A 19,072-nucleotide genomic window follows, 5' to 3' on the forward strand; every position below is an offset into this window, starting at 1 on the left:
TCGAAGGGGTTCGAAGGTCTAAGTTGACGATGTCGGGGAGCGTCTTGGGGGGCGCCACCTGGCATCTGGAGATGTCTTGGGGGACTTCTCCAGAGATGCGTTGCCGGGGCACGTACACCGGGAAGCTTTGAGCGGCCCTCCCGGTCGTGCGCTGTCCCGGCAGACCGCACACCGCAGTACGGCGAGTTTTGCTCGTTGTGCTCAACAGCGATTCAGGCGCTGTCCTCACAGACGCCCGGCCGGATCCCGTGGGGGGAATCCGAACCGGGACTGGGAAGGCGCCCTGGTCGTCGGCCCGTGGGGGGACCGGCGACAGGGCGCCTTCTTTTCCGCTTCTCAGCCTCTCGGGCCCTCTCGCCCCGCACGTACGCAAGAGCCCCCGCACCCGCACAAGAGCGGATACGGGGGCCGCGCGGACTTGCGCCTCAGCGCTCCTCGACGGGCACGAAGTCGCGCTCGACGACGCCCGTGTAGATCTGGCGCGGGCGGCCGATGCGGGAGCCCGGCTCCTTGATCATCTCGTGCCACTGGGCGATCCAGCCCGGCAGCCGGCCGAGGGCGAACAGGACCGTGAACATCTCGGTCGGGAAGCCCATGGCCCGGTAGATCAGGCCGGTGTAGAAGTCGACGTTCGGGTAGAGGCTGCGCGAGACGAAGTAGTCGTCGGAGAGCGCGTGCTCCTCCAGCTTCAGCGCGATGTCCAGCAGCTCGTCGGACTTGCCGAGGGCGGACAGCACGTCGTGCGCGGCGGCCTTGATGATCTTGGCGCGCGGGTCGAAGTTCTTGTAGACCCGGTGGCCGAAGCCCATCAGGCGGACGCCGTCCTCCTTGTTCTTCACCTTGCGGATGAAGGAGTCGACGTCGCCGCCGGCGTCGCGGATGCCCTCCAGCATCTCCAGCACGGACTGGTTGGCGCCGCCGTGCAGCGGGCCCCACAGGGCGTTGATGCCGGCGGAGATCGAGGCGAACATGTTCGCCTGCGAGGAGCCGACCAGGCGGACCGTGGAGGTCGAACAGTTCTGCTCGTGGTCCGCGTGCAGGATCAGCAGCTTGTCCAGCGCGGAGACCACGGTCGGGTCGAGCTCGTACTCCTGCGCGGGGACCGAGAAGGTCATGCGCAGGAAGTTCTCGACGTAGCCGAGGTCGTTGCGCGGGTAGACGAACGGGTGGCCGATCGACTTCTTGTACGCGTACGCCGCGATCGTCGGGAGCTTGGCGAGCAGACGGATCGTGGAGAGGTTGCGCTGGCGCTCGTCGAACGGGTTGTGGCTGTCCTGGTAGAACGTCGACAGCGCCGAGACGACCGACGACAGCATGGCCATCGGGTGGGCGTCGCGCGGGAAGCCCCTGTAGAAGTTCTTGACGTCCTCGTGCAGCAGGGTGTGCTGCGTGATGTCGTTCTTGAACGTCGAGAGCTCGTCGACGGTCGGCAGCTCGCCGTTGATCAGCAGGTAGGCGACGTCCAGGAACGTGGAGCGCTCGGCCAACTGCTCGATCGGGTAGCCGCGGTACCGCAGGATGCCCGCTTCGCCGTCCAGGTAGGTAATGGCGGATTTGTAGGCGGCGGTATTGCCGTAACCGCTGTCCAGCGTCACCAGACCGGTCTGGGCGCGGAGCTTGCCGATGTCGAAGCCCTTGTCACCGACGGTGCTGTCGATCACCGGGTAGGTGTACTCGTTGCCGTCGTACCGCAGTACTACAGAGTTGTCGCTCACGTCTTCCCTCACCGACGTTGTGCCTCATCTTCGAGGTGCCCTGACTGTCTCTACCATCCCCCACTCGGCTCAGGAGAGTGCACTCGGGGTCGACCATCGGGCCTACTGACGGCACTGAGTGCCGTCAACTTGCTCATCCTCCCCCCTGTGTTCCCCATCTGGAAGTGCCTTGTGACCTTCACGACTCATTTGATCGATCATTTTTCTGCGAACCGAGCCGGAAGTCGAGTGCCGTGCACCGACGGCCCGCGGACACGGAGCGCACCGCCTGGCCGATCGCCTTGCGCGAACCGACGAGGACGACCAGCTGTTTGGCCCGGGTGACCGCCGTGTAGAGCAGGTTCCGCTGGAGCATCATCCAGGCGCCCGTGGTGACCGGGATGACGACCGCCGGGTACTCGCTGCCCTGGGAGCGGTGGATGGTCACGGCGTAGGCGTGAGCCAGCTCGTCGAGCTCGTCGAACTCGTACGGAACCTCCTCGTCCTCGTCCGTCAGCACCGTCAGGCGCTGGTCGACCGGGTCGAGCGAGGTGACCACACCGACGGTGCCGTTGAAGACACCGTTCTTGCCCTTGTCGTAATTGTTGCGAATCTGGGTGACCTTGTCGCCGACGCGGAACACCCGTCCGCCGAATCTCTTCTCGGGCAGGTCGGGGCGGCCCGGGGTGATGGCCTGCTGGAGCAGGCCGTTGAGGGTGCCTGCGCCCGCCGGGCCCCGGTGCATGGGGGCGAGGACCTGGACGTCCCGGCGCGGGTCCAGCCCGAACTTCGCCGGGATGCGACGCGCCGCCACATCCACGGTGAGCCGTCCGGCGGCCTCCGTGTCGTCCTCAACGAACAGGAAGAAGTCCTTCATGCCGTCGGTGAGCGGGTGTTGGCCGGCGTTGATCCGGTGTGCGTTCGTCACCACGCCCGACTGCTGGGCCTGGCGGAAGACCCGGGTGAGGCGGACGGCGGGGACCGGGCTTCCGTCGGCCAGGAGGTCGCGCAGCACCTCGCCCGCGCCGACGCTGGGCAGCTGGTCGACATCCCCGACGAAGAGGAGATGGGCCCCCGGAGGGACGGCCTTCACCAGCTTGTTGGCGAGGAGCAGGTCCAGCATGGAGGCCTCGTCGACCACCACCAGGTCGGCGTCCAGCGGGCGGTCCCGGTCGTAGGCCGCGTCGCCGCCGGGCTTCAGCTCCAGAAGGCGGTGGACCGTGGAGGCCTCGGCGCCGGTGAGCTCGGACAGGCGCTTGGCGGCCCGGCCGGTCGGGGCGGCGAGCACGACCTTGGCCTTCTTGGCGCGGGCCAGCTCCACGATGGAGCGCACCGTGAAGGACTTGCCGCAGCCGGGGCCGCCGGTGAGGACGGCGACCTTCTCGGTCAGCGCGAGCCTGACGGCGGCCTCCTGCTCGGGGGCGAGGTCGGCGCCGGTGCGTGTTCTCAGCCAGCCGAGCGCCTTGTCCCAGGCCACCGCCCGGAAGCCCGGCATCCGGTCCTCCTCCGTGCGCAGGAGGCGCAGCAGCTGGGCGGAGAGGGAGAGTTCGGCTCGGTGGAAGGGCACGAGGTAGATCGCGGTGACGGGCTCCCCGCCGTCAGGACCCGGGACCTTCTCCCGTACGACGCCGGGGTCCTCGCCGTCCTCCGGGGGCTCGGCCAGCTCGGCGAGGCACTCGATGACCAGGCCCGTGTCGACCTGGAGGAGCTTGACCGCGTCCTTGATCAGCTGCTCCTCCGGGAGGAAGCAGTGGCCCTGGTCGGTGGACTGCGACAAGGCGTACTGCAGGCCCGCCTTGACGCGCTCCGGGCTGTCGTGCGGGATGCCGACGGACTGGGCGATCTTGTCCGCGGTGAGGAAGCCGATGCCCCAGACGTCGGCGGCGAGGCGGTAGGGCTGGTTCTTCACGACGGAGATGGACGCGTCGCCGTACTTCTTGTAGATCCGCACCGCGATGGACGTGGACACCTCGACGGTCTGGAGGAAGAGCATGACCTCCTTGATGGCCTTCTGTTCCTCCCAGGCGTCGGCGATCTTCTTCGTCCGCTTGGGCCCGAGGCCCGGGACCTCGATGAGCCGCTTGGGCTCCTCCTCGATGATCTGGAGCGTGTCCAGCCCGAAGTGCTGCGTGATGCGGTCGGCGAAGACCGGGCCGATGCCCTTGACCAGGCCGGAGCCGAGATAACGGCGGATGCCCTGGACGGTGGCCGGCAGGACCGTCGTGTAGTTCTCGACGTGGAACTGCTTGCCGTACTGGGGATGCGAGCCCCAGCGGCCCTCCATGCGCAGGGATTCCCCTACCTGGGCGCCGAGCAGCGCGCCCACGACCGTGAGCAGATCGCCGCCGCCTCTGCCGGTGTCGACCCGGGCGACCGTGTAGCCGTTCTCCTCGTTCGCGTACGTGATCCGCTCGAGAACGCCTTCGAGCACGGCGAGTCGCCGTTCGCCGGCGGGGGTTCCCGTGTGGTTGGGCATGATCCGACCGTACCGCCGGGGTACGACACTCAGGCCTCTATGTGACCTTCCTTGACGGCCGTCACGAATGCCGTCCAGCCGTGAGTGGAGAAGACCAGGGTGGGGCCGGTGATGGTCTTGCTGTCACGGACGGGCACGTCTGGGTTGTTGCGGGCGACTTCGAGGCACTCGGCTTGGCTGCCGCCGCTGTAGCTGGACTTGTACCACCCGCTGTGTTCACTACTGATCATGCGCGTGTTCCTTCGCTGCCGACCTGACGAGGGCCAGTGACTCCTGCTGCGACAACGCGTCGCTCAGCGCCAGAGCGTAGGCGGTCTGGCAGGCGCTCACCAGCGCCGGATCGTCCATCAGACGTCCCGTCTCGAATGCGTCGACGTACGCCACCGGGGCGGAGTCCTCGAAGGTCATCAGGGTGAGCAGGCTCTCCATGAGCGGATGCGCACCGGCGCGGTACGGAAGGACGTGCAGCCGAATCCGTCGTGACCCGGCCAAGTCCGCGATCTTGTGCAGCTGTTCGGCCATGATCTGCGGGCCACCCACAGAGCGTCGCAGTACGGCCTCGTCGAGAAGCGTCCAGATGACCGGAGCCGACGGCCCGTCGAAGATTCGGGCACGCTCTGTTCGGATGACAACTTTCCTGTCAAGTTCCTGGTCTGTGGAGTTGGGGCGGTAAGCGGCGAACACTGCGCGCGCGTAATCGGGTGTCTGGAGCAGGCCGGGAACCAGTGAGAGCGCGAACTGCTGGATCACGGTTGCGTGTCGCTCCAGTTCGGCGGCGGCAGCGAAGCGGGGATCGTACGTGTTCTCCAGATCCTCCAGCCGCCGCGTGAAGAATCCGTCCGCCCCCAGCGCACGGTCGATCCGCCGGGCGTCATCGGGTTTGGGAAGCCGTCTCCCGGCCTCGAAGTGGCTGATCAGCGTAGGCGAGCACACGACCTGGTCGCTCAGTTCCTCCTGAGTGAGGCCCGCCGCCGTCCGCCGTAGCCTCAGCTCCTCCCCGTACTTCTCCCGCAGCGTTCGAGGCGTGCGGCGTTCGTCCATGCGGCCAACTCCCTTTCTTGACAAGCGCGATGTCAAGCCCCGACCCCTGGCAGCGTAACCACCACCTACCCCACTCTGTGAGTGATTCACCACAGAACGCAGTCACCGCAGGTCGGAAGGTAGGCAGACGTGACAGAACTAATCGCCCGAGCCCTCGAACCGCTCCTCCGTGTCCTGTTCCCTCCACGCGGACGGCGACGGCGATCCGCGGCACCGCCTCCATGCCCGTACTGCTGCAACGGCGTCAACGGCACGGTGGCCCGCCGCGCGGAGGAACGTCCGCTGCGCGGAGAGGACAACCGACTGGTGCACCCCTACCTGGCAGCGGAGATGAGCGCGTGATGGCCGGGCGACTGCTGCCCTGGACGACTGTCGAGGGCAAACCGTGCTACCTCGTGGGCGACGGAACGGGATACGTCTCACGCATGGCCGACGACATCGAAGCCGTACAGCTGGACATGGCGGACGAGCTTCTCGGCCACGCCGCCGCACTCCTCGCGGAACGCCGCGTGACGAGCGCGGAGCTGCGCTATCTGGCCCTGCGGCTCACCGAGTCCCTGCGGGACGTCAAGCGAGTGGCGGAGAGCAGAGGGGCACGGCTCGCCCATAGCGCAAGCGTTCCTACGCCGTGGGCGGCACCAAGGTCATGAGACGTCGCATATGCAACGTCCTGTGGGCGGCCCTCATCCGTGACCGGCGGTGCCACCAGGTCATGCCTCCGCCTGCTCCCTCCCATGAGGGCAGTTGGGGGGGAAGCTCACCCAGCGAGCAAGGCACGTGCCCACTGTTCTTCGCGCTGTTCGATGTATTCGGCGTCGCTTCGCCAGGCATCGCCGTGGCCTTCTGCCCAGAGCGTCGCCCATGGCTGGTTGCCTTCGGCCGCTTGGTGGCGCAGGAAGTCGTGCATGGCACGGGTTCGGCGGCCCAGCAGGGGCACCAGGTCACGCCGCTCGGTCTCCTTGAGCCCGTAAGCGTCGGCGAAGATCCGCAGGCGATCGTCAGCGTCGGCACGTTGCCAGTGGGGGTGCGCGGACAGTGGGATGAAGCCGTGCATGGCGTAAGCGACATCCCACAGGCGGGTGCCGGGGCCAGCGGTGTCCCAGTCGATGAAGGCCCACGAGTCCATTCCGTCAGCCACGAGGTTCCACGGGGCCAGGTCCTGATGGGCGATGATGTCAGCTCCCTCGGCAGGGATGAGTACCTGCCAGCGGGCGTCGGGCGGTGGCGTGAAGCTCTCCACGGCGTCGTGGAAGTCCCTGATCAGACGTGCCACGCGAGCCAACGGCTGCGAGGCTTCCAGCAGCGCGAATCGGTCGGGCCAGATCACCTCACCTGTCACAAAGGTCAGTACCTCCCGCCCCTGCTCGTCGATGCCAAGGGGGCGAGGAGCCGCCCGGAAGCCCACATCGTGGAGATGGGTGAGCAGTGCGTGCACTGCTGGAGTCCACGGTCCCGCCGGGCGGCGGACGGTGTCACCGATGCGGACGACGCCGGTGCTGACGTTCCCGCCGGACAATGGCCGCTCTTCATCGTGCTGCATAGCGGCAGTCTGGCCGACCAGCCCTTGCCGATCACCTCGATTACGAGTCAAGGTGACCGGGGTGACGACGAACGCGGCGCCGCTCACGGAGCGCAGTATGCCGAACCCGGCGCACCCTGCGGTCAAGTGGGACGCTCAAAGCGCGCTCACCACTTCCCCGGTACGCCATAGGCTCGGCCTGCGGTTAGGGCAGGACGAACGACCCACTGCACGGCCTTGCCGCCCTGACGGTGCAGTCACTCTTCGGACTGCCGCTCGTGTCGGTGGGTGCCGCGGGCCAGTTCCTGGAGCAGCTCCTGCTCGGTCTTTCCGGTATCCCGGGCCATCTTGCGCAGCAACAGGGCACAGAGGGCCGCCGCCCCGTCCATGAGGGCCTCGGTCGCCATGGGGTCCTCGCGCCGTCGCTCTGTCACGTAGGCCGTGAGCAGGTCGTTGCCGGAGACGTAGGCGGTCATGAACTCGATGCCATTACGAAGACGGTCGTAGTCGCTGGTCATGGTCGAACCGTCCCACATGGATGAAGCGATCGAGTCATCGCGAGGTGCTGCGGCGGGCATACGCACGCGCCGCGCGGGCGCGGTCGCCGCAGCGGGTGGAGCACCACTGGCGGCGGCCGTGGCGGAGCAGGTAGCGGTTGCAGGGCGGGGAGCCACAGGCGGTGAGGCGTTCGGCGTCGGGGGAGGTAAGCAGGTCGGCGGCGTCGGCGGCGAGGGTGGCCAGGGCCAGGTCGACGATCGCGGTGGTGGGGTGGGGGGCCGTGCGGTAGGGGCCGGTCTTGTCGTCCCACCCCAGCAGCGGGGCGGTGGGGACCCGGGTCATCGCGTCGTTGATGGCCGCCACGGCCGCGGGGAGGGCGGGCAGGCCTTCGGCGCGGGCGGCGAACAGCGATCTGATCTGTTCGCGCAGGGAGCGCAGTTGGGTCGCGCACATCTCCCGCATGCCGGCGTCGACCGGGGCGAGGCCGCGCTGGGTCAGCCAGTGGTTCGTCTGCGCGGGGGTGCCCAGGAGGTCGATCGTGTGCCCGCCGGGCAGCGCGATCGCGCTGTTGACGAGGGCGAGCGAGGGGTGCTCCTCCTCGCCCTGCGCGGGCGGCGGGGCGGCCTGGCCGATCACGGGCTCCTGCATACCTCTCATGGTACGGCTTGCCTGTATCCGTGAGAAGCGGCTACGGTCGTCTCACGGTTCAAACACATCTATCCGTGAGGTTTCTTTCATGTCTGCGCTTCCCGCGACGACCGCCCCCTTCCCCGTCCGCGTCTTCGGCGGCCCGACCGCCCTCTTCGAGTACGGCGGCCTGCGCTTCCTGACCGACCCGACCTTCGACGGCCCCGGTGACTTCCCCGCGCCCGCGGTGGTTCTGACGAAGACCGCCCCCGCCGCCGGTTCGCCCGCCGAACTCGGCCCCGTCGACGTGGTGCTCCTCTCGCACGACGAGCACGCCGACAACCTCGACACCTCCGGGCGGGCGCTGCTCGCCGACGTCCCGCTCACCCTCACCACCCCCGGGGGCGGACAGCGCCTCGGCGCGAAGGCCACGGGCCTGGCCGACTGGCAGTCCGTCGAGCTCGACAGCCCCGACGGCGGCACGGTCACCGTCACGGGCGTGCCCGCCATCCACGGCCCCGGCCCCCGTGAGGAGGTCGAGCCGATAACCGGCGAGGTCGTCGGGTTCGTCCTGACCGGCGAGGGCCTGCCCACCGTCTACGTCAGCGGCGACAACGCCTCACTGGACGCGGTGAAGGAGGTCGCCGAGCGCTTCGCCCCGGTGGACACCGCCATCCTGTTCGCCGGCGCACCGCGCTTCGCCGACGTCTTCGACGGAAAGGTCATCGTCCTGGACAGCGCCATGGCCGCCGAGGCCGCGCGGATCCTCGGCGCCCGCCGCGTGGTCCCCGTCCACTACGACAGCTGGGCCCACTTCACCGAGGGCCATGACGAGCTGGAGGCCGCCTTCACCGCCGCCGGGCTGGCCGACCGTCTGGACTGGGGCGGACGCGACTGAGCTGCCGTCACTTCCGCCAGAACAGGTGATGCGTCACCCCGCTCGGACTCGGCACCACATCGCAGTGGAAGCGGTCGAACAGCTCCTGCGGTGACTCCCAGAGCCGTGAACCGGATCCGAGCTTCACCCCCGGCGAGACCGCCACGTGCAGCGTGTCGACGAGGTCGGCGTCGAGGAACTGCCGGATGACCGTGGCGCCACCGCCGAGTCGGACGTCCTTGCCCTGTGCGGCCTGACGCGCTTGTTCGAGCACCTCGGCCGGGTCGCCGCCGACGAAGTGGAACGTCGTGTCGGAGAGGGTGAACGAAGGGCGCTCATGGTGGGTCATGACGAACACCGGCGTGTGGAACGGCGGTTCGTCACCCCACCAGCCCTTCCACTCGTAGTCCTGCCAGGGGCCGCGCTGAGGGCCGAACTTGTTGCGGCCCATGATCTCGGCGCCGATGTTGTTCGTGAAGTCGCGCGTGAGGTAGTCGTCGAGACCGCGGCTGCCGCCGGGGTCGGTGCGGTTGGGCCAGCTGGCCGTGGCACCGGCCCAGGCGAACATCTGTCCCGGATCGGCGTGGCCGAAGGGGCGCTCCAGGCTTTGGTGCTCGCCGGCACCGAATCCGTCAGACGAGACGTTGAAGTTCTGCACTCGCAGTAGCTGGTGGTGCACGGCGCTCCTCCTGTGGTGGTCGACGAGGGGTAGACCGCCCGGGCCACCGAAACTCATCGGTGGCCCGGCGGTTCTCTGGCTCATCGGTGGTCCGTCGGTTCCCTTGGCTCACCGGCCCGCCAAGGGTTCCTCCGACCCACCGGCCCGTCGGCTCCCGCAGCCCACCGTCCCGGCCGCTCCCCCCGGCTCACCCGGACTGCGCGACCACGTACTCGATCACCTGCTGGAAGTCCTCACTCGGGGAGAACTCCACGAACTCGCTGTCCTCCAGGGCGACCGGGACGTGGCCCGGGCCCCAGTAGTACGCCTGGCCCGCCTCGTACTCCTCCTCGCCGGAGGCGGTGCGCATGCTGATGCGGCCCTTCAGCAGATAGCCCCAGTGGGGGCACTGGCACGCGTCGTCGGGCAGGCCCTTGAGGGCCGGGCCCATGTCCGTGCCCTGGGGCAGGCTGACGTAGCCCACCGACATGCCGCCGCCGATCGGCATGAGGCGCAGTTCCACGCCGTTGCCCTCGAGGGCTACGGGTACGTCGTTCCGGGTCGCCGCCGTCATGACTCCTCCGCTCCGGCCCCGCCGGGCCTCGCGACAACGGACCTTCTCCTTCCACCCTGGACCGCCGGGGGGCGGCCCGCGACATCACGATCCGGTCAAGAGGTGTCCTCGGGGTCTTGATTTACCGGCGTGTAATCGATTCCATCCACCCGTCGGTGTAATCGATTCCACGAGCGCTTCAGCAAGTGTTCCCACGACTGATCCACAAGGAGGTGGAGCGGCGGTGGCCAGCATCAAGGACGTCGCTGCCGAGGCCGGCGTCTCCGTCGCCACGGTCTCGCGCGTCCTGAACGACCACCCGTCGGTCAGCGCCGACGCACGCACGCGCGTGCTGGCCGCCGTCGAGTCCCTGGGCTACCGCCCGAACGCCGTCGCCCGCTCCCTGCGCACCGACCAGACCCACACCCTGGGCCTGGTCATCAGCGACGTGCTGAACCCGTACTTCACCGAACTGGCCCGCTCCGTCGAGGAGGAGGCCCGCGCGCTCGGCTACAGCGTCATCATCGGCAACGCCGACGAGCGGCCCGACCTCCAGGACCACCACGTACGCAACCTGCTGGACCGGCGGATCGACGGGCTGCTCGTCTCCCCGACGGACGGCGGCTCGCCGCTGATGCTGGACGCCGCGCGGGCGGGGACGCCCATGGTGTTCGTGGACCGGTGGATCCCGGGCGTGGACGTGCCGGTGGTCCGGGCGGACGGGCGGGCGGCCGTACGGGACCTCGTGGCGCATCTGTACGGGCTCGGGCACCGGCGGGTCGCGATCATCGCGGGTCCGGCGGCGACCACGACCGGACGCGAGCGCGTGGAGGTCTTCCGGGAGGCCCTCCAGGAGCACGGGCTCGGCCTCCCCGAGGCCTACATAGGCCAGGGCGACTTCCAGGCCGAGAGCGGGCGCCGGGTCACCGAGGGGTTCCTCGACCTGGCCGAGCCGCCCGAGGCCGTGTTCGCGGCCGACAACCTGATGGCGCTCGGCGCGCTGGACGCCGTACGCGCGCGTGGACTGCGGGTTCCCGACGACATCGCGCTGGCCGCGTTCGACGACATCCGCTGGTTCGTGCACACCGACCCGCCGGTCACCGCCATCGCCCAGCCCACGGACGAACTGGGGCGCGCCGCCGTACGCGCGCTGGTCGACCGCATCGAGGGCCGGACCCCCGAGTCCGTCACCCTTCCCGCCCGCCTCGTCGTACGCCGCTCGTGCGGCGAGTCCCCCTCCCCAGTGCAAAGGAGCACGACGTGAGCAACCCGGACGAGTTGCTGCGCATCGAGGGCATCCGCAAGACCTTCCCCGGCGTGGTCGCGCTCGACGGCGTCGACTTCGATCTGCGCCGGGGTGAGGTGCACGTGCTGCTCGGTGAGAACGGCGCGGGCAAGAGCACCCTCATCAAGATGCTCTCCGGTGCCTACACGCCCGACGCCGGGCGGATCCTGGTCGGCGGCGAGGAGGTGCGCATCCACGGTGCGCAGGACTCCGAGCGGCTCGGGATCGCCACCATCTACCAGGAGTTCAACCTCGTTCCCGACCTGACGGTCGCCGAGAACATCTTCCTGGGGCGGCAGCCGCGCCGGTTCGGGATGATCGACCGGAAGCGGATGGAGGCCGACGCCGAGGTCCTCCTGGCGCGCGTGGGCGTGCAGGTGTCGCCGCGCGCGCGGGTCCGCGAACTGGGCATCGCGCGCCTGCAGATGGTCGAGATCGCCAAGGCGCTCAGCCTCGACGCGCGCGTGCTCATCATGGACGAGCCGACCGCAGTGCTCACCTCCGAGGAGGTCGAGAAGCTCTTCGGAATCGTGCGCCAGCTGCGCGAGGACGGCGTCGGGATCGTGTTCATCACGCACCACCTGGAGGAGATCGCCGCCCTCGGTGACCGGGTGACGGTCATCCGGGACGGCACGAGCGTCGGGCAGGTGCCCGCCTCCGCGCCCGAGGAGGAGCTCGTGCGGCTCATGGTCGGGCGCTCCATCGAGCAGCAGTATCCGCGCGAACGGGCCGATCGCGGCGCCGCGTTGCTGTCCGTGGAGGGACTCACCCGCGACGGCGTCTTCCACGACGTCAGCTTCGAGGTGCACGCCGGTGAGGTGGTCGGCATCGCCGGGCTCGTCGGCGCCGGCCGGACGGAGGTCGTACGGGCGGTGTTCGGGGCGGACCCGTACGACAAGGGGGCCGTGAAGGTCGCCGGGGCCGCCGTCCCCAGGTACGACGTCAACGCGGCGATGACCGCGGGCATCGGGCTCATCCCCGAGGACCGCAAGGGCCAGGGTCTGGTGCTGGACGCGTCGGTGGAGGAGAACCTCGGTCTTGTGACGCTGCGGTCGGCCACGCGCGCGGGGCTCGTCGACCTCAAGGGGCAGCGCGAGGCCGCCGAGCGGATCGCGGGACAGCTCGGTGTGCGGATGGCGGGACTCGGCCAGCACGTGCGGACACTGTCCGGCGGCAACCAGCAGAAGGTCGTCATCGGCAAGTGGCTGCTCGCCGACACCAAGGTGCTGATCCTCGACGAGCCGACGCGCGGCATCGACGTCGGCGCCAAGGTCGAGATCTACCAGCTGGTCAACGAACTCACCGCGGCCGGTGCCGCCGTCCTGATGATCTCCAGCGATCTGCCCGAGGTGCTCGGTATGAGCGACCGGGTGCTGGTCATGGCGCAGGGCCGGATCGCCGGTGAACTCTCCGCCGACGAGGCGACCCAGGACACCGTGATGGCACTCGCCGTCAGCACCCCGACGACCACGACCACGATCACGACCGGAACGGAGGCCTCCCGTGGCCACTGACACGCTCAAGAGCACGACGGGCGCGGGTGGCGCCTCGGCCTCGGGCGGCCTGCGCCGTCTCCTGCTCGACAACGGCGCGCTCACCGCGCTCATCGTCCTCGTCATCGCGATGTCGGCGCTGTCCGGCGACTTCCTGACGACGGACAACCTCCTGAACGTCGGTGTCCAGGCGGCCGTCACCGCCATCCTCGCCTTCGGCGTCACCTTCGTGATCGTCTCGGCGGGCATCGACCTGTCGGTCGGCTCGGTCGCCGCGCTGTCGGCCACGGTCCTGGCGTGGAGCGCCACCTCGGCGGGTGTCCCCGTGTTCCTCGCCGTCCTGCTGGCCATAGCGACCGGTATCGCGTGCGGCCTGGTCAACGGCATCCTGATCTCCTACGGCAAGCTGCCGCCGTTCATCGCGACGCTGGCCATGCTGTCGGTGGCCCGCGGTCTGTTGCTGGTGATCTCCGAGGGCTCGCCGATCGCCCTCCCCGACTCGGTCTCCCGCCTCGGTGACGTGCTCGGCGGCTGGCTGCCGGTGCCGGTGCTCGTCATGGTCGTGATGGGCCTGATCGCCGCCTTCGTGCTCGGCCGGACGTACATCGGCCGCTCGATGTACGCGATCGGCGGCAACGAGGAGGCCGCGCGGCTGTCCGGCCTGCGCGTGAAGAAGCAGAAGCTCGCCATCTACGCCTTCTCGGGCGTCTTCGCCGCCGTCGCCGGTGTCGTGCTCGCCGCCCGGCTGTCCTCCGCGCAGCCGCAGGCCGCCGACGGCTACGAGCTGGACGCGATCGCCGCGGTCGTCATCGGCGGAGCGTCGCTGGCCGGTGGTACGGGCAAGGCGTCCGGCACGCTGATCGGCGCGCTGATCCTGGCCGTGCTGCGCAACGGGCTGAACCTGCTGAACGTGTCGGCGTTCTGGCAGCAGGTCGTCATCGGCGTCGTCATCGCGCTGGCCGTGCTGTTCGACACCGCGCGCCGCAAGGCCGGGGCGACCCCGGCCGCGGCCGGCACCGGCGGCGACAAGGGCAAGCAGGCGGTGACGTACGCGCTCGCGGCCGTCGTCACCGTCGCGATCGTCGGCGCCACGTCGTTCCTGCACAACGGGTCCTCCGCCGCGAGCACCCCGAAGATGGGCCTGTCGCTGTCCACCCTCAACAACCCCTTCTTCGTGCAGATCCGGGCGGGCGCCCAGGCCGAGGCGAAGAAGCTGGGCGTGGACCTGACCGTCACGGACGCGCAGAACGACGCCTCCCAGCAGGCCAACCAGCTCCAGAACTTCACCACTTCCGGGCTCGGCGCGATCATCGTCAACCCGGTCGACTCGGACGCGGCGAGCAACTCGGTGAAGGCCGCCGACAAGGCGAAGATCCCGGTCATCGCCGTCGACCGCGGCGTCAACAACGCCAGGACGGACACGCTGGTCGCCTCCGACAACGTCACCGGCGGTGAGCTGGCGGCGAAGACCATCGCCGACAAGCTGGGCGGCAAGGGCAAGATCGTGATCCTGCAGGGCCAGGCGGGCACGTCCGCGGCCCGGGAGCGCGCCGAGGGCTTCGCCAAGGGGCTGAAGGCCTACCCGGGCATCCAGGTCGTGGCCCAGCAGCCCGCGGACTTCGACCGCACCAAGGGCCTCGACGTGATGTCGAACCTGCTCCAGGCCCACCCGGACGTCCAGGGCGTCATCGCCGCCAACGACGAGATGGCCCTCGGCGCGATCAAGGCCCTGGGCTCCAAGGCCGGCAAGTCGGTCTCGGTGGTCGGCTTTGACGGCACGCCTGACGGACTGAAGGCGGTCGAGGGCGGCACGCTGTACGCGTCCGTGGCGCAGCAGCCGTCCCAGCTCGGGAAGATCGCCGTGGACAACGCGCTGAAGGCACTCCAGGGCAAGAAGGTCGAGGAGACGGTGAAGGTGCCGGTGAAGGTGGTCACGAAGGAGAACGTGGCCGGCTTCAGCGGCTGACATCGGGGAACGGCGGGCGGTCATCCACGGCTGGTGGGGCCGCCCGCCCATGTCACTCATGTGGGGAGACGACTCATGTACGACTACGACCTCCTGGTCGTGGGGTCGGCCAACGCCGACCTGGTGATCGGTGTCGAGCGCCGGCCCGGTGCCGGCGAGACCGTGCTCGGCTCCGACCTGGCCGTCCACCCGGGCGGCAAGGGCGCGAACCAGGCGGTCGCGGCCGCCCGGCTCGGGGCCCGCACGGCTCTGCTGGCCCGGGTCGGCGACGACGCGTACGGCCGGCTGCTGCTGGACTCGCAGCGGGAGTCCGGCGTGGACACGGTGGGTGTCCTGGTGGGCGGCGCGCCGACCGGGGTCGCGCTGATCACGGTCGACCCGTCCGGGGACAACAGCATCGTGGTCTCGCCGGGCGCGAACGGCCGGCTGGCGCCGGAGGACGTCAGCGCCGCCGGGAGCCTCTTCCACGCTTCCCGGGTGGTCTCGGCGCAGCTGGAGATCCCGCTGGAGACGGTGGTGGAGGTCGTACGGAACCTGGCGCCGGAGAGCCGCTTCGTGCTGAACCCCTCGCCGCCGCGCCCCCTTCCGCAGGAGGTGCTGGCGGCCTGCGACCCGCTGATCGTCAACGAGCACGAGGCGAAGGTGATCCTGGGCTCGGCCGCCGTGGGGGACAGCCCGGAGGACTGGGCGCGGATCCTGCTCGCGAAGGGCCCCCGGTCGGTGGTGGTGACGCTGGGCGCGCAGGGCGCGCTGGTCGCCTCGGCGGCGGGTGTCTCCCGGGTGCCGTCGGTGAAGGTGAGCGCCGTGGACACGACCGGTGCGGGTGACGCGTTCACCGCCGCGCTGGCCTTCCGGCTGGGGGCCGGTGAGTCCCTGGCGGAGGCGGCCGCTTACGCGGCGCGGGTCGGGGCGGTGACCGTGACGAAGGAGGGCGCGCAGGCGTCCTTCCCGACGGCGGCGGAGGTCGCCGCGCTGTGAAGCGGAACGGGATACTGAACCGTCACCTCGCCGGTGCGCTGGCCGAGCTGGGCCACGGGGACGGGGTGCTGGTGTGCGACGCGGGCATGCCCATTCCCGACGGCCCCCGGGTGGTGGACCTCGCCTTCCGGGCCGGGGTCCCGCCGTTCGCCGAGGTGCTGGAGGGGCTGCTGGCCGAGCTGGTGGTCGAGGGGGCGACGGCGGCGACGGAGGTGCGGGAGGCGAACCAGGAGGCTTCGCAGCTCCTGGACGGGCACTTCCCGTCGCTGGACCTGGTGTCGCACGAGCGGCTCAAGGAGCTGTCGGCCGGGGCCCGGCTGGTGGTCCGCACGGGCGAGGCACGGCCGTATGCGAACGTGCTGCTGAGGTGTGGCGTCTTCTTCTGAGTCTTCCGAGGTCTTCTGCTTCGAGGGGGCCACGGTCCGTGGACCGGGCCCCCTCGGCTTTCCCCTCCCGTCAGAACCCCCGCGATCCCCCCAGATCCCCTCCAGAAAGCCCTGACGCCATGTACGACCCGCGCGGGACAGAAAGGGTTGCACGGTCGGGTAAGAATTTCTTGCCGGATTCTTGCCGGATGGCTGAGGAGATCACCGCGCCGGGCGGCTCAGCACACGGGTGAGTCCGCCGTCGTCCTCCTCGATGTCCCGGACGTGCGCGAACCCGATCCGGCCGAGCAGGCGCAGGGAGGCTTCGTTCCGCGCGGCGACGGTGGCGTGCACCTCGGTCAGCCCGAGCACGTCGAAGCCGTACCCCACGAGCGCCTCCGCCAGCTCCGTCCCGAGCCCGCTGCCCCACGTTTGAGGGGCCAGGGCGTAGACGATCTCGTGACCGTCGACCGCGTCCGTCCGCTTGATCTCGGCATGCCCGACCAGCCGCCCGCCGCGCCGGACCGCCCACACGTCGAACAGGTCCTGGGCATAGACCTTGGTGAAGATCCGCCCGAACAGGGCCCGGTCGTCCGCCTCGGCAGCGGGGCCGTCCCCCATCCACCGGGAGACCCTGGTGTCCTGGAACAGGGCGACGAAGTCCTCTTCGTCCTGCGGGGTGTAGGCGTCGAGGAGCAGGCGGGGCGTTCGCAGGGTTGGGGGCATGGGCGGCGACGCTAGCGGCGTGGGCAGGGAGGTGCAACGCACTTTCTCACGGGGTGCGGAAGCCGCGGAACGTCACGTGCTTCCGGCTGGTGAAGCCGAGCCGTTCGTAGAGCGCGATCGCACCGGCGTTCGCCTCGGCCACGTGCAGGAAGGGGCGCCCGCCGCGAGCCAGGATGCGGGTGGCGAGGGCGGTGACCAGGCGGACGGCGTGTCCTCGCCCGCGTGCCTCGGGGGCCGTGCAGACGGCGCTGATCTCGGTCCATCCCGGAGGCCGGAGCCGCTCGCCCGCCATGGCCACCAGCCTGCCGCCGTCGCGGACGCCGAGGTAGGTGCCGAGGTCGCGGGTGCGCGGCCAGAACGGCCCGGGTCGGGTGCGTGCGGCCAGGTCGAGCATCTCGGGCACATCGGCTTCGCCCAGTTCGACCACGTCGGTGCCGCCGGTCGCGGCGTGGGTCTGATCGGGCCGGCTGCCGGCGGGCCAGATCATCTGCCGGCCTTCGAGGACGAAAACCGGCTCCCAGTCGGGCGGTGGGGTCGCCGGGCAGCTGAACATGTCGGCGAACGCGTCCGGGCCGAGGAGCCGTGCGAGATCGGCCCAGTCCGCCGCGTCCGCTTCGGCGGGTACCGCCGAGAAGGTCGCGACTCCCGGCAGATAGGTGGCGGCACGGCCGAGCCGACGACCGAGGTCCGCGTGGCGGCCGCGCAGCGACTCGCCCACCGGGTCGTCGAGTGCCGTGGTGTCACCGCTCTCGCCGTTCGTCATGGTGCTGGGCCTTTCCCTGTGCGCGGTCGGCCCAGGCTACCTTTCACTTCGTCGTAGGTTCCGGGGGGACAGACCGTCCCGTCGGCACAACACCGCGTCGCGGGCAAGGAGTTGAACGTGGACGCGCAGGACACCGCCGAGCGGCTGCGGAGGATCGGCGACGAGATGTCGGAGCGGTTCTACGAGCGGGCCGACGTCGTGCGGACGCTCGCGAGCTCACGGGCCGGATCGAGGCGATCTTCAAGTGTTCCACGGCGGCGGTGAACGAGACGCCGGGCTACCTCAACGAGCGGATCTACCACCCCGAGAACGACGGCGAGCCGATCCGCTGCCCCCGGTCCTCGACTTCGCGGAGACCTTCCTCGGCGGCGGCACCAGCTGTCAGACGCCGCTGTCGGCCGCCGGCGAGCTGCTGGAGGAGGAGTTCAGGAGTGGCTGCGCGGCTGGAACGACGCCAAGCGCCGACTGGGCTTCCGGGTGTTCGGCGTGGTCGTCGGCGCCCCGCGCGTCGGCGAGGCCGGCTCGGTGCTGGAGGCCCTGTGCGACAACCTGCGCTCCGTCGAGGACCTCACCGACGTCCACGCCGCCGCGGACCTGTTCCGCGTGATCTGACCGCGCCGGGAGGGCGTCGGTCCGGGCGTCGCCCGTACCTCCGGACCCGCGACGTGGCATGACCCGCGACGCGGCCGAGCCGCGGGGGGCCCGAGCCCGGTCAGGTGCCCCGGGCCGACGCCCCGCGGCCCGTCACGCCGACTCGTTCAGCAGCCTGCTCAGATGCTCGCGCCCGGCCCCGAGCAGGTCCGGCAGCGGCGCCGCCTCCTCGTACCACCGCTTCTCGTACTCCCAGCACAGCCAGCCGTCCCAGCCGTGCCGGGAGAGGACCTCCACGCACTCGGCCAGCGGCAGGACGCCCGCGCCGAGCGGCAGCGGGGTGGTGTCCTCGGCGGAGGCGATGTCCTTGACCTGGACGTAGCCGAGGTGCGGGGAGAGCGCCGCGTAGGTCTCCGAGGGCTGTTCGCCGCCCAGCCAGGTGTGCATCACGTCCCACAGCGCGCCCACCTGGCGGTGGCCGACCAGCCCGAGGACGCGCATCGCGTCGGCGGCGGTGCGGTGCGAGTCGTGGGTCTCCAGCAGGATGCGGACGCCCAGGTCGTTCGCGTACTCGGCGGCCGTGCCCAGCCGCCGGGCGGCCGTGGCGTCGGCCTCCTCGGGGGTCTGGACGTCCAGGTCGCCGCCGGGGAAGACCCGGATGTACGGGGCGCCGAGGTCGCGGGCCAGGTCGAGGAGCGAGCGGATCTCGGCCAGGACGGGCTCGTCGTCGCCCGGCGCGGCGACCCGCGCGTAGCCCGCCAGACCGAGGATCTCTACGCCCGACCCCTTGAACTCGGCCGCGACATCCGTCCGTTCGGCGGATCCGAGGCCGGGGTGGACCGGTTCCTCGGGGTGGGCGCGCAGCTCCACGCCGTGGTAGCCGTGGGCGGTCGCGAGCCGCAGGACGTCGGGCAGGGGCAGGCCGGGGACACCGAGGGTGGAGAACGCCAGCTTCATGTGGA

The 19,072-nt window shown here is 70.2% G+C and carries 19 protein-coding genes and 2 pseudogenes; 9 read left to right on the plus strand and 12 right to left on the minus strand.

The features are described 5' to 3' along the window. Positions 1 to 425: 425 nt before the first annotated feature. From PV963_RS16495 to PV963_RS16510, 4 genes are all read right to left on the minus strand, one after another. Positions 426 to 1,715 carry a citrate synthase gene (locus tag PV963_RS16495; RefSeq protein ID WP_274816495.1) on the minus strand — a complete coding sequence of 430 codons (1,290 nt, stop codon included), beginning with the start codon at positions 1,713 to 1,715 and terminating at the stop codon, positions 426 to 428. Positions 1,716 to 1,893: 178 nt separating this feature from the next. Continuing rightward, on the minus strand, positions 1,894 to 4,170 hold the full coding sequence (recD2, locus tag PV963_RS16500) for an SF1B family DNA helicase RecD2 (protein WP_274816496.1): 2,277 nt from the start codon (positions 4,168 to 4,170) through the stop codon (positions 1,894 to 1,896). Positions 4,171 to 4,199: 29 nt separating this feature from the next. After that, the gene (locus PV963_RS16505) at positions 4,200 to 4,400 is read right to left on the minus strand and encodes a DUF397 domain-containing protein (protein ID WP_274816497.1); all 201 of its coding nucleotides are present in this window, start codon (positions 4,398 to 4,400) and stop codon (positions 4,200 to 4,202) included. Continuing rightward, positions 4,390 to 5,211 carry a helix-turn-helix domain-containing protein gene (locus PV963_RS16510; RefSeq protein ID WP_274816498.1) on the minus strand — a complete coding sequence of 274 codons (822 nt, stop codon included), beginning with the start codon at positions 5,209 to 5,211 and terminating at the stop codon, positions 4,390 to 4,392. The genes PV963_RS16505 and PV963_RS16510 overlap by 11 nt, the downstream gene beginning before the upstream one ends. A 341-nt stretch (positions 5,212 to 5,552) precedes the next feature. On the opposite strand from PV963_RS16510, the gene PV963_RS16515 reads away from it, so the two are divergent. After that, positions 5,553 to 5,861 carry a hypothetical protein gene (locus PV963_RS16515; RefSeq protein WP_274816499.1) on the plus strand — a complete coding sequence of 103 codons (309 nt, stop codon included), beginning with the start codon at positions 5,553 to 5,555 and terminating at the stop codon, positions 5,859 to 5,861. Positions 5,862 to 5,968: 107 nt separating this feature from the next. On the opposite strand, the gene PV963_RS16520 is transcribed toward PV963_RS16515, so the two are convergent. The 3 genes from PV963_RS16520 to PV963_RS16530 all read right to left on the minus strand — a co-directional run bounded on the left by PV963_RS16520 (position 5,969) and on the right by PV963_RS16530 (position 7,876). Next, a complete protein-coding gene (locus tag PV963_RS16520; RefSeq protein WP_274822038.1) occupies positions 5,969 to 6,751 on the minus strand; it encodes a phosphotransferase in 783 nt (260 codons plus the stop codon). 236 nt (positions 6,752 to 6,987) lie between these two features. Beyond that, entirely contained in the window at positions 6,988 to 7,248 is a 261-nt protein-coding gene (locus PV963_RS16525; protein ID WP_274816500.1) for a hypothetical protein, read from the minus strand. A gap of 34 nt (positions 7,249 to 7,282) precedes the next feature. Beyond that, entirely contained in the window at positions 7,283 to 7,876 is a 594-nt protein-coding gene (locus tag PV963_RS16530; protein ID WP_274816501.1) for a CGNR zinc finger domain-containing protein, read from the minus strand. Positions 7,877 to 7,964: 88 nt separating this feature from the next. On the opposite strand from PV963_RS16530, the gene PV963_RS16535 reads away from it, so the two are divergent. Then, the gene (locus tag PV963_RS16535; protein ID WP_274816502.1) at positions 7,965 to 8,753 is read left to right on the plus strand and encodes an MBL fold metallo-hydrolase; all 789 of its coding nucleotides are present in this window, start codon (positions 7,965 to 7,967) and stop codon (positions 8,751 to 8,753) included. Positions 8,754 to 8,760: 7 nt separating this feature from the next. Here the strand turns inward: PV963_RS16535 and PV963_RS16540 are convergent, their stop codons facing one another. Both PV963_RS16540 and PV963_RS16545 read right to left on the minus strand, forming a co-directional pair. Further along, on the minus strand, positions 8,761 to 9,411 hold the full coding sequence (locus PV963_RS16540; RefSeq protein ID WP_274816503.1) for a dihydrofolate reductase family protein: 651 nt from the start codon (positions 9,409 to 9,411) through the stop codon (positions 8,761 to 8,763). Between the two features lie 187 nt (positions 9,412 to 9,598). Further along, the gene (locus PV963_RS16545) at positions 9,599 to 9,964 is read right to left on the minus strand and encodes a hypothetical protein (RefSeq protein WP_274816504.1); all 366 of its coding nucleotides are present in this window, start codon (positions 9,962 to 9,964) and stop codon (positions 9,599 to 9,601) included. Positions 9,965 to 10,187: 223 nt separating this feature from the next. On the opposite strand from PV963_RS16545, the gene PV963_RS16550 reads away from it, so the two are divergent. From PV963_RS16550 to rbsD, 5 genes are all read left to right on the plus strand, one after another. Continuing rightward, entirely contained in the window at positions 10,188 to 11,207 is a 1,020-nt protein-coding gene (locus PV963_RS16550; protein ID WP_274816505.1) for a LacI family DNA-binding transcriptional regulator, read from the plus strand. Next, on the plus strand, positions 11,204 to 12,742 hold the full coding sequence (locus tag PV963_RS16555; protein WP_274816506.1) for a sugar ABC transporter ATP-binding protein: 1,539 nt from the start codon (positions 11,204 to 11,206) through the stop codon (positions 12,740 to 12,742). Before PV963_RS16550 ends, PV963_RS16555 begins: the two co-directional genes overlap by 4 nt. Next, positions 12,732 to 14,687, plus strand: coding sequence for an ABC transporter permease/substrate-binding protein (locus PV963_RS16560; protein ID WP_274816507.1), 1,956 nt, complete (start codon positions 12,732 to 12,734; stop codon positions 14,685 to 14,687). The genes PV963_RS16555 and PV963_RS16560 overlap by 11 nt, the downstream gene beginning before the upstream one ends. Positions 14,688 to 14,762: 75 nt before the next feature. After that, positions 14,763 to 15,665 (plus strand): ribokinase, encoded by a 903-nt coding sequence (locus PV963_RS16565; protein ID WP_274816508.1) that lies wholly within the window; start codon positions 14,763 to 14,765, stop codon positions 15,663 to 15,665. Beyond that, complete coding sequence (gene rbsD / locus PV963_RS16570; RefSeq protein WP_274816509.1) at positions 15,662 to 16,051, plus strand: D-ribose pyranase; 390 nt, start codon at positions 15,662 to 15,664, stop codon at positions 16,049 to 16,051. The genes PV963_RS16565 and rbsD overlap by 4 nt, the downstream gene beginning before the upstream one ends. A gap of 201 nt (positions 16,052 to 16,252) precedes the next feature. Here rbsD and PV963_RS16575 read toward each other — a convergent pair whose 3' ends face one another. Both PV963_RS16575 and PV963_RS16580 read right to left on the minus strand, forming a co-directional pair. Continuing rightward, positions 16,253 to 16,756 (minus strand): GNAT family N-acetyltransferase, encoded by a 504-nt coding sequence (locus tag PV963_RS16575; RefSeq protein ID WP_274816510.1) that lies wholly within the window; start codon positions 16,754 to 16,756, stop codon positions 16,253 to 16,255. Positions 16,757 to 16,802: 46 nt separating this feature from the next. Beyond that, a complete protein-coding gene (locus tag PV963_RS16580) occupies positions 16,803 to 17,519 on the minus strand; it encodes a GNAT family N-acetyltransferase (RefSeq protein WP_274816511.1) in 717 nt (238 codons plus the stop codon). A gap of 117 nt (positions 17,520 to 17,636) precedes the next feature. On the opposite strand from PV963_RS16580, the pseudogene PV963_RS16585 reads away from it, so the two are divergent. Continuing rightward, positions 17,637 to 17,854, plus strand: a pseudogene (locus PV963_RS16585) (AAA family ATPase); the annotation flags it as partial. Continuing rightward, a pseudogene (locus tag PV963_RS16590) lies at positions 17,758 to 18,131 on the plus strand (hypothetical protein); the annotation flags it as partial. The pseudogenes PV963_RS16585 and PV963_RS16590, both read left to right, overlap by 97 nt. Positions 18,132 to 18,263: 132 nt before the next feature. Here PV963_RS16590 and PV963_RS16595 read toward each other — a convergent pair. Beyond that, entirely contained in the window at positions 18,264 to 19,067 is an 804-nt protein-coding gene (locus PV963_RS16595; RefSeq protein WP_274816512.1) for a sugar phosphate isomerase/epimerase family protein, read from the minus strand. Positions 19,068 to 19,072 lie beyond the last annotated feature (5 nt).

The organism is Streptomyces coeruleorubidus (genome assembly GCF_028885415.1).
GTDB lineage: Bacteria > Actinomycetota > Actinomycetes > Streptomycetales > Streptomycetaceae > Streptomyces > Streptomyces coeruleorubidus_A.

Coding starts and splice junctions, on each gene's coding strand:
- PV963_RS16565 (WP_274816508.1), top strand. CDS start 14,763: ATGTACGACTACGACCTCCTGGTCGTGGGGTCGGCCAACGCCGACCTG.
- PV963_RS16525 (WP_274816500.1), bottom strand. CDS start 7,248: ATGACCAGCGACTACGACCGTCTTCGTAATGGCATCGAGTTCATGACC.
- PV963_RS16505 (WP_274816497.1), bottom strand. CDS start 4,400: ATGATCAGTAGTGAACACAGCGGGTGGTACAAGTCCAGCTACAGCGGC.
- PV963_RS16575 (WP_274816510.1), bottom strand. CDS start 16,756: ATGCCCCCAACCCTGCGAACGCCCCGCCTGCTCCTCGACGCCTACACC.
- PV963_RS16520 (WP_274822038.1), bottom strand. CDS start 6,751: ATGCAGCACGATGAAGAGCGGCCATTGTCCGGCGGGAACGTCAGCACC.
- PV963_RS16595 (WP_274816512.1), bottom strand. CDS start 19,067: ATGAAGCTGGCGTTCTCCACCCTCGGTGTCCCCGGCCTGCCCCTGCCC.
- PV963_RS16580 (WP_274816511.1), bottom strand. CDS start 17,519: ATGACGAACGGCGAGAGCGGTGACACCACGGCACTCGACGACCCGGTG.
- PV963_RS16545 (WP_274816504.1), bottom strand. CDS start 9,964: ATGACGGCGGCGACCCGGAACGACGTACCCGTAGCCCTCGAGGGCAAC.
- PV963_RS16535 (WP_274816502.1), top strand. CDS start 7,965: ATGTCTGCGCTTCCCGCGACGACCGCCCCCTTCCCCGTCCGCGTCTTC.
- PV963_RS16510 (WP_274816498.1), bottom strand. CDS start 5,211: ATGGACGAACGCCGCACGCCTCGAACGCTGCGGGAGAAGTACGGGGAG.
- PV963_RS16530 (WP_274816501.1), bottom strand. CDS start 7,876: ATGCAGGAGCCCGTGATCGGCCAGGCCGCCCCGCCGCCCGCGCAGGGC.
- PV963_RS16515 (WP_274816499.1), top strand. CDS start 5,553: ATGGCCGGGCGACTGCTGCCCTGGACGACTGTCGAGGGCAAACCGTGC.
- recD2 (WP_274816496.1), bottom strand. CDS start 4,170: ATGCCCAACCACACGGGAACCCCCGCCGGCGAACGGCGACTCGCCGTG.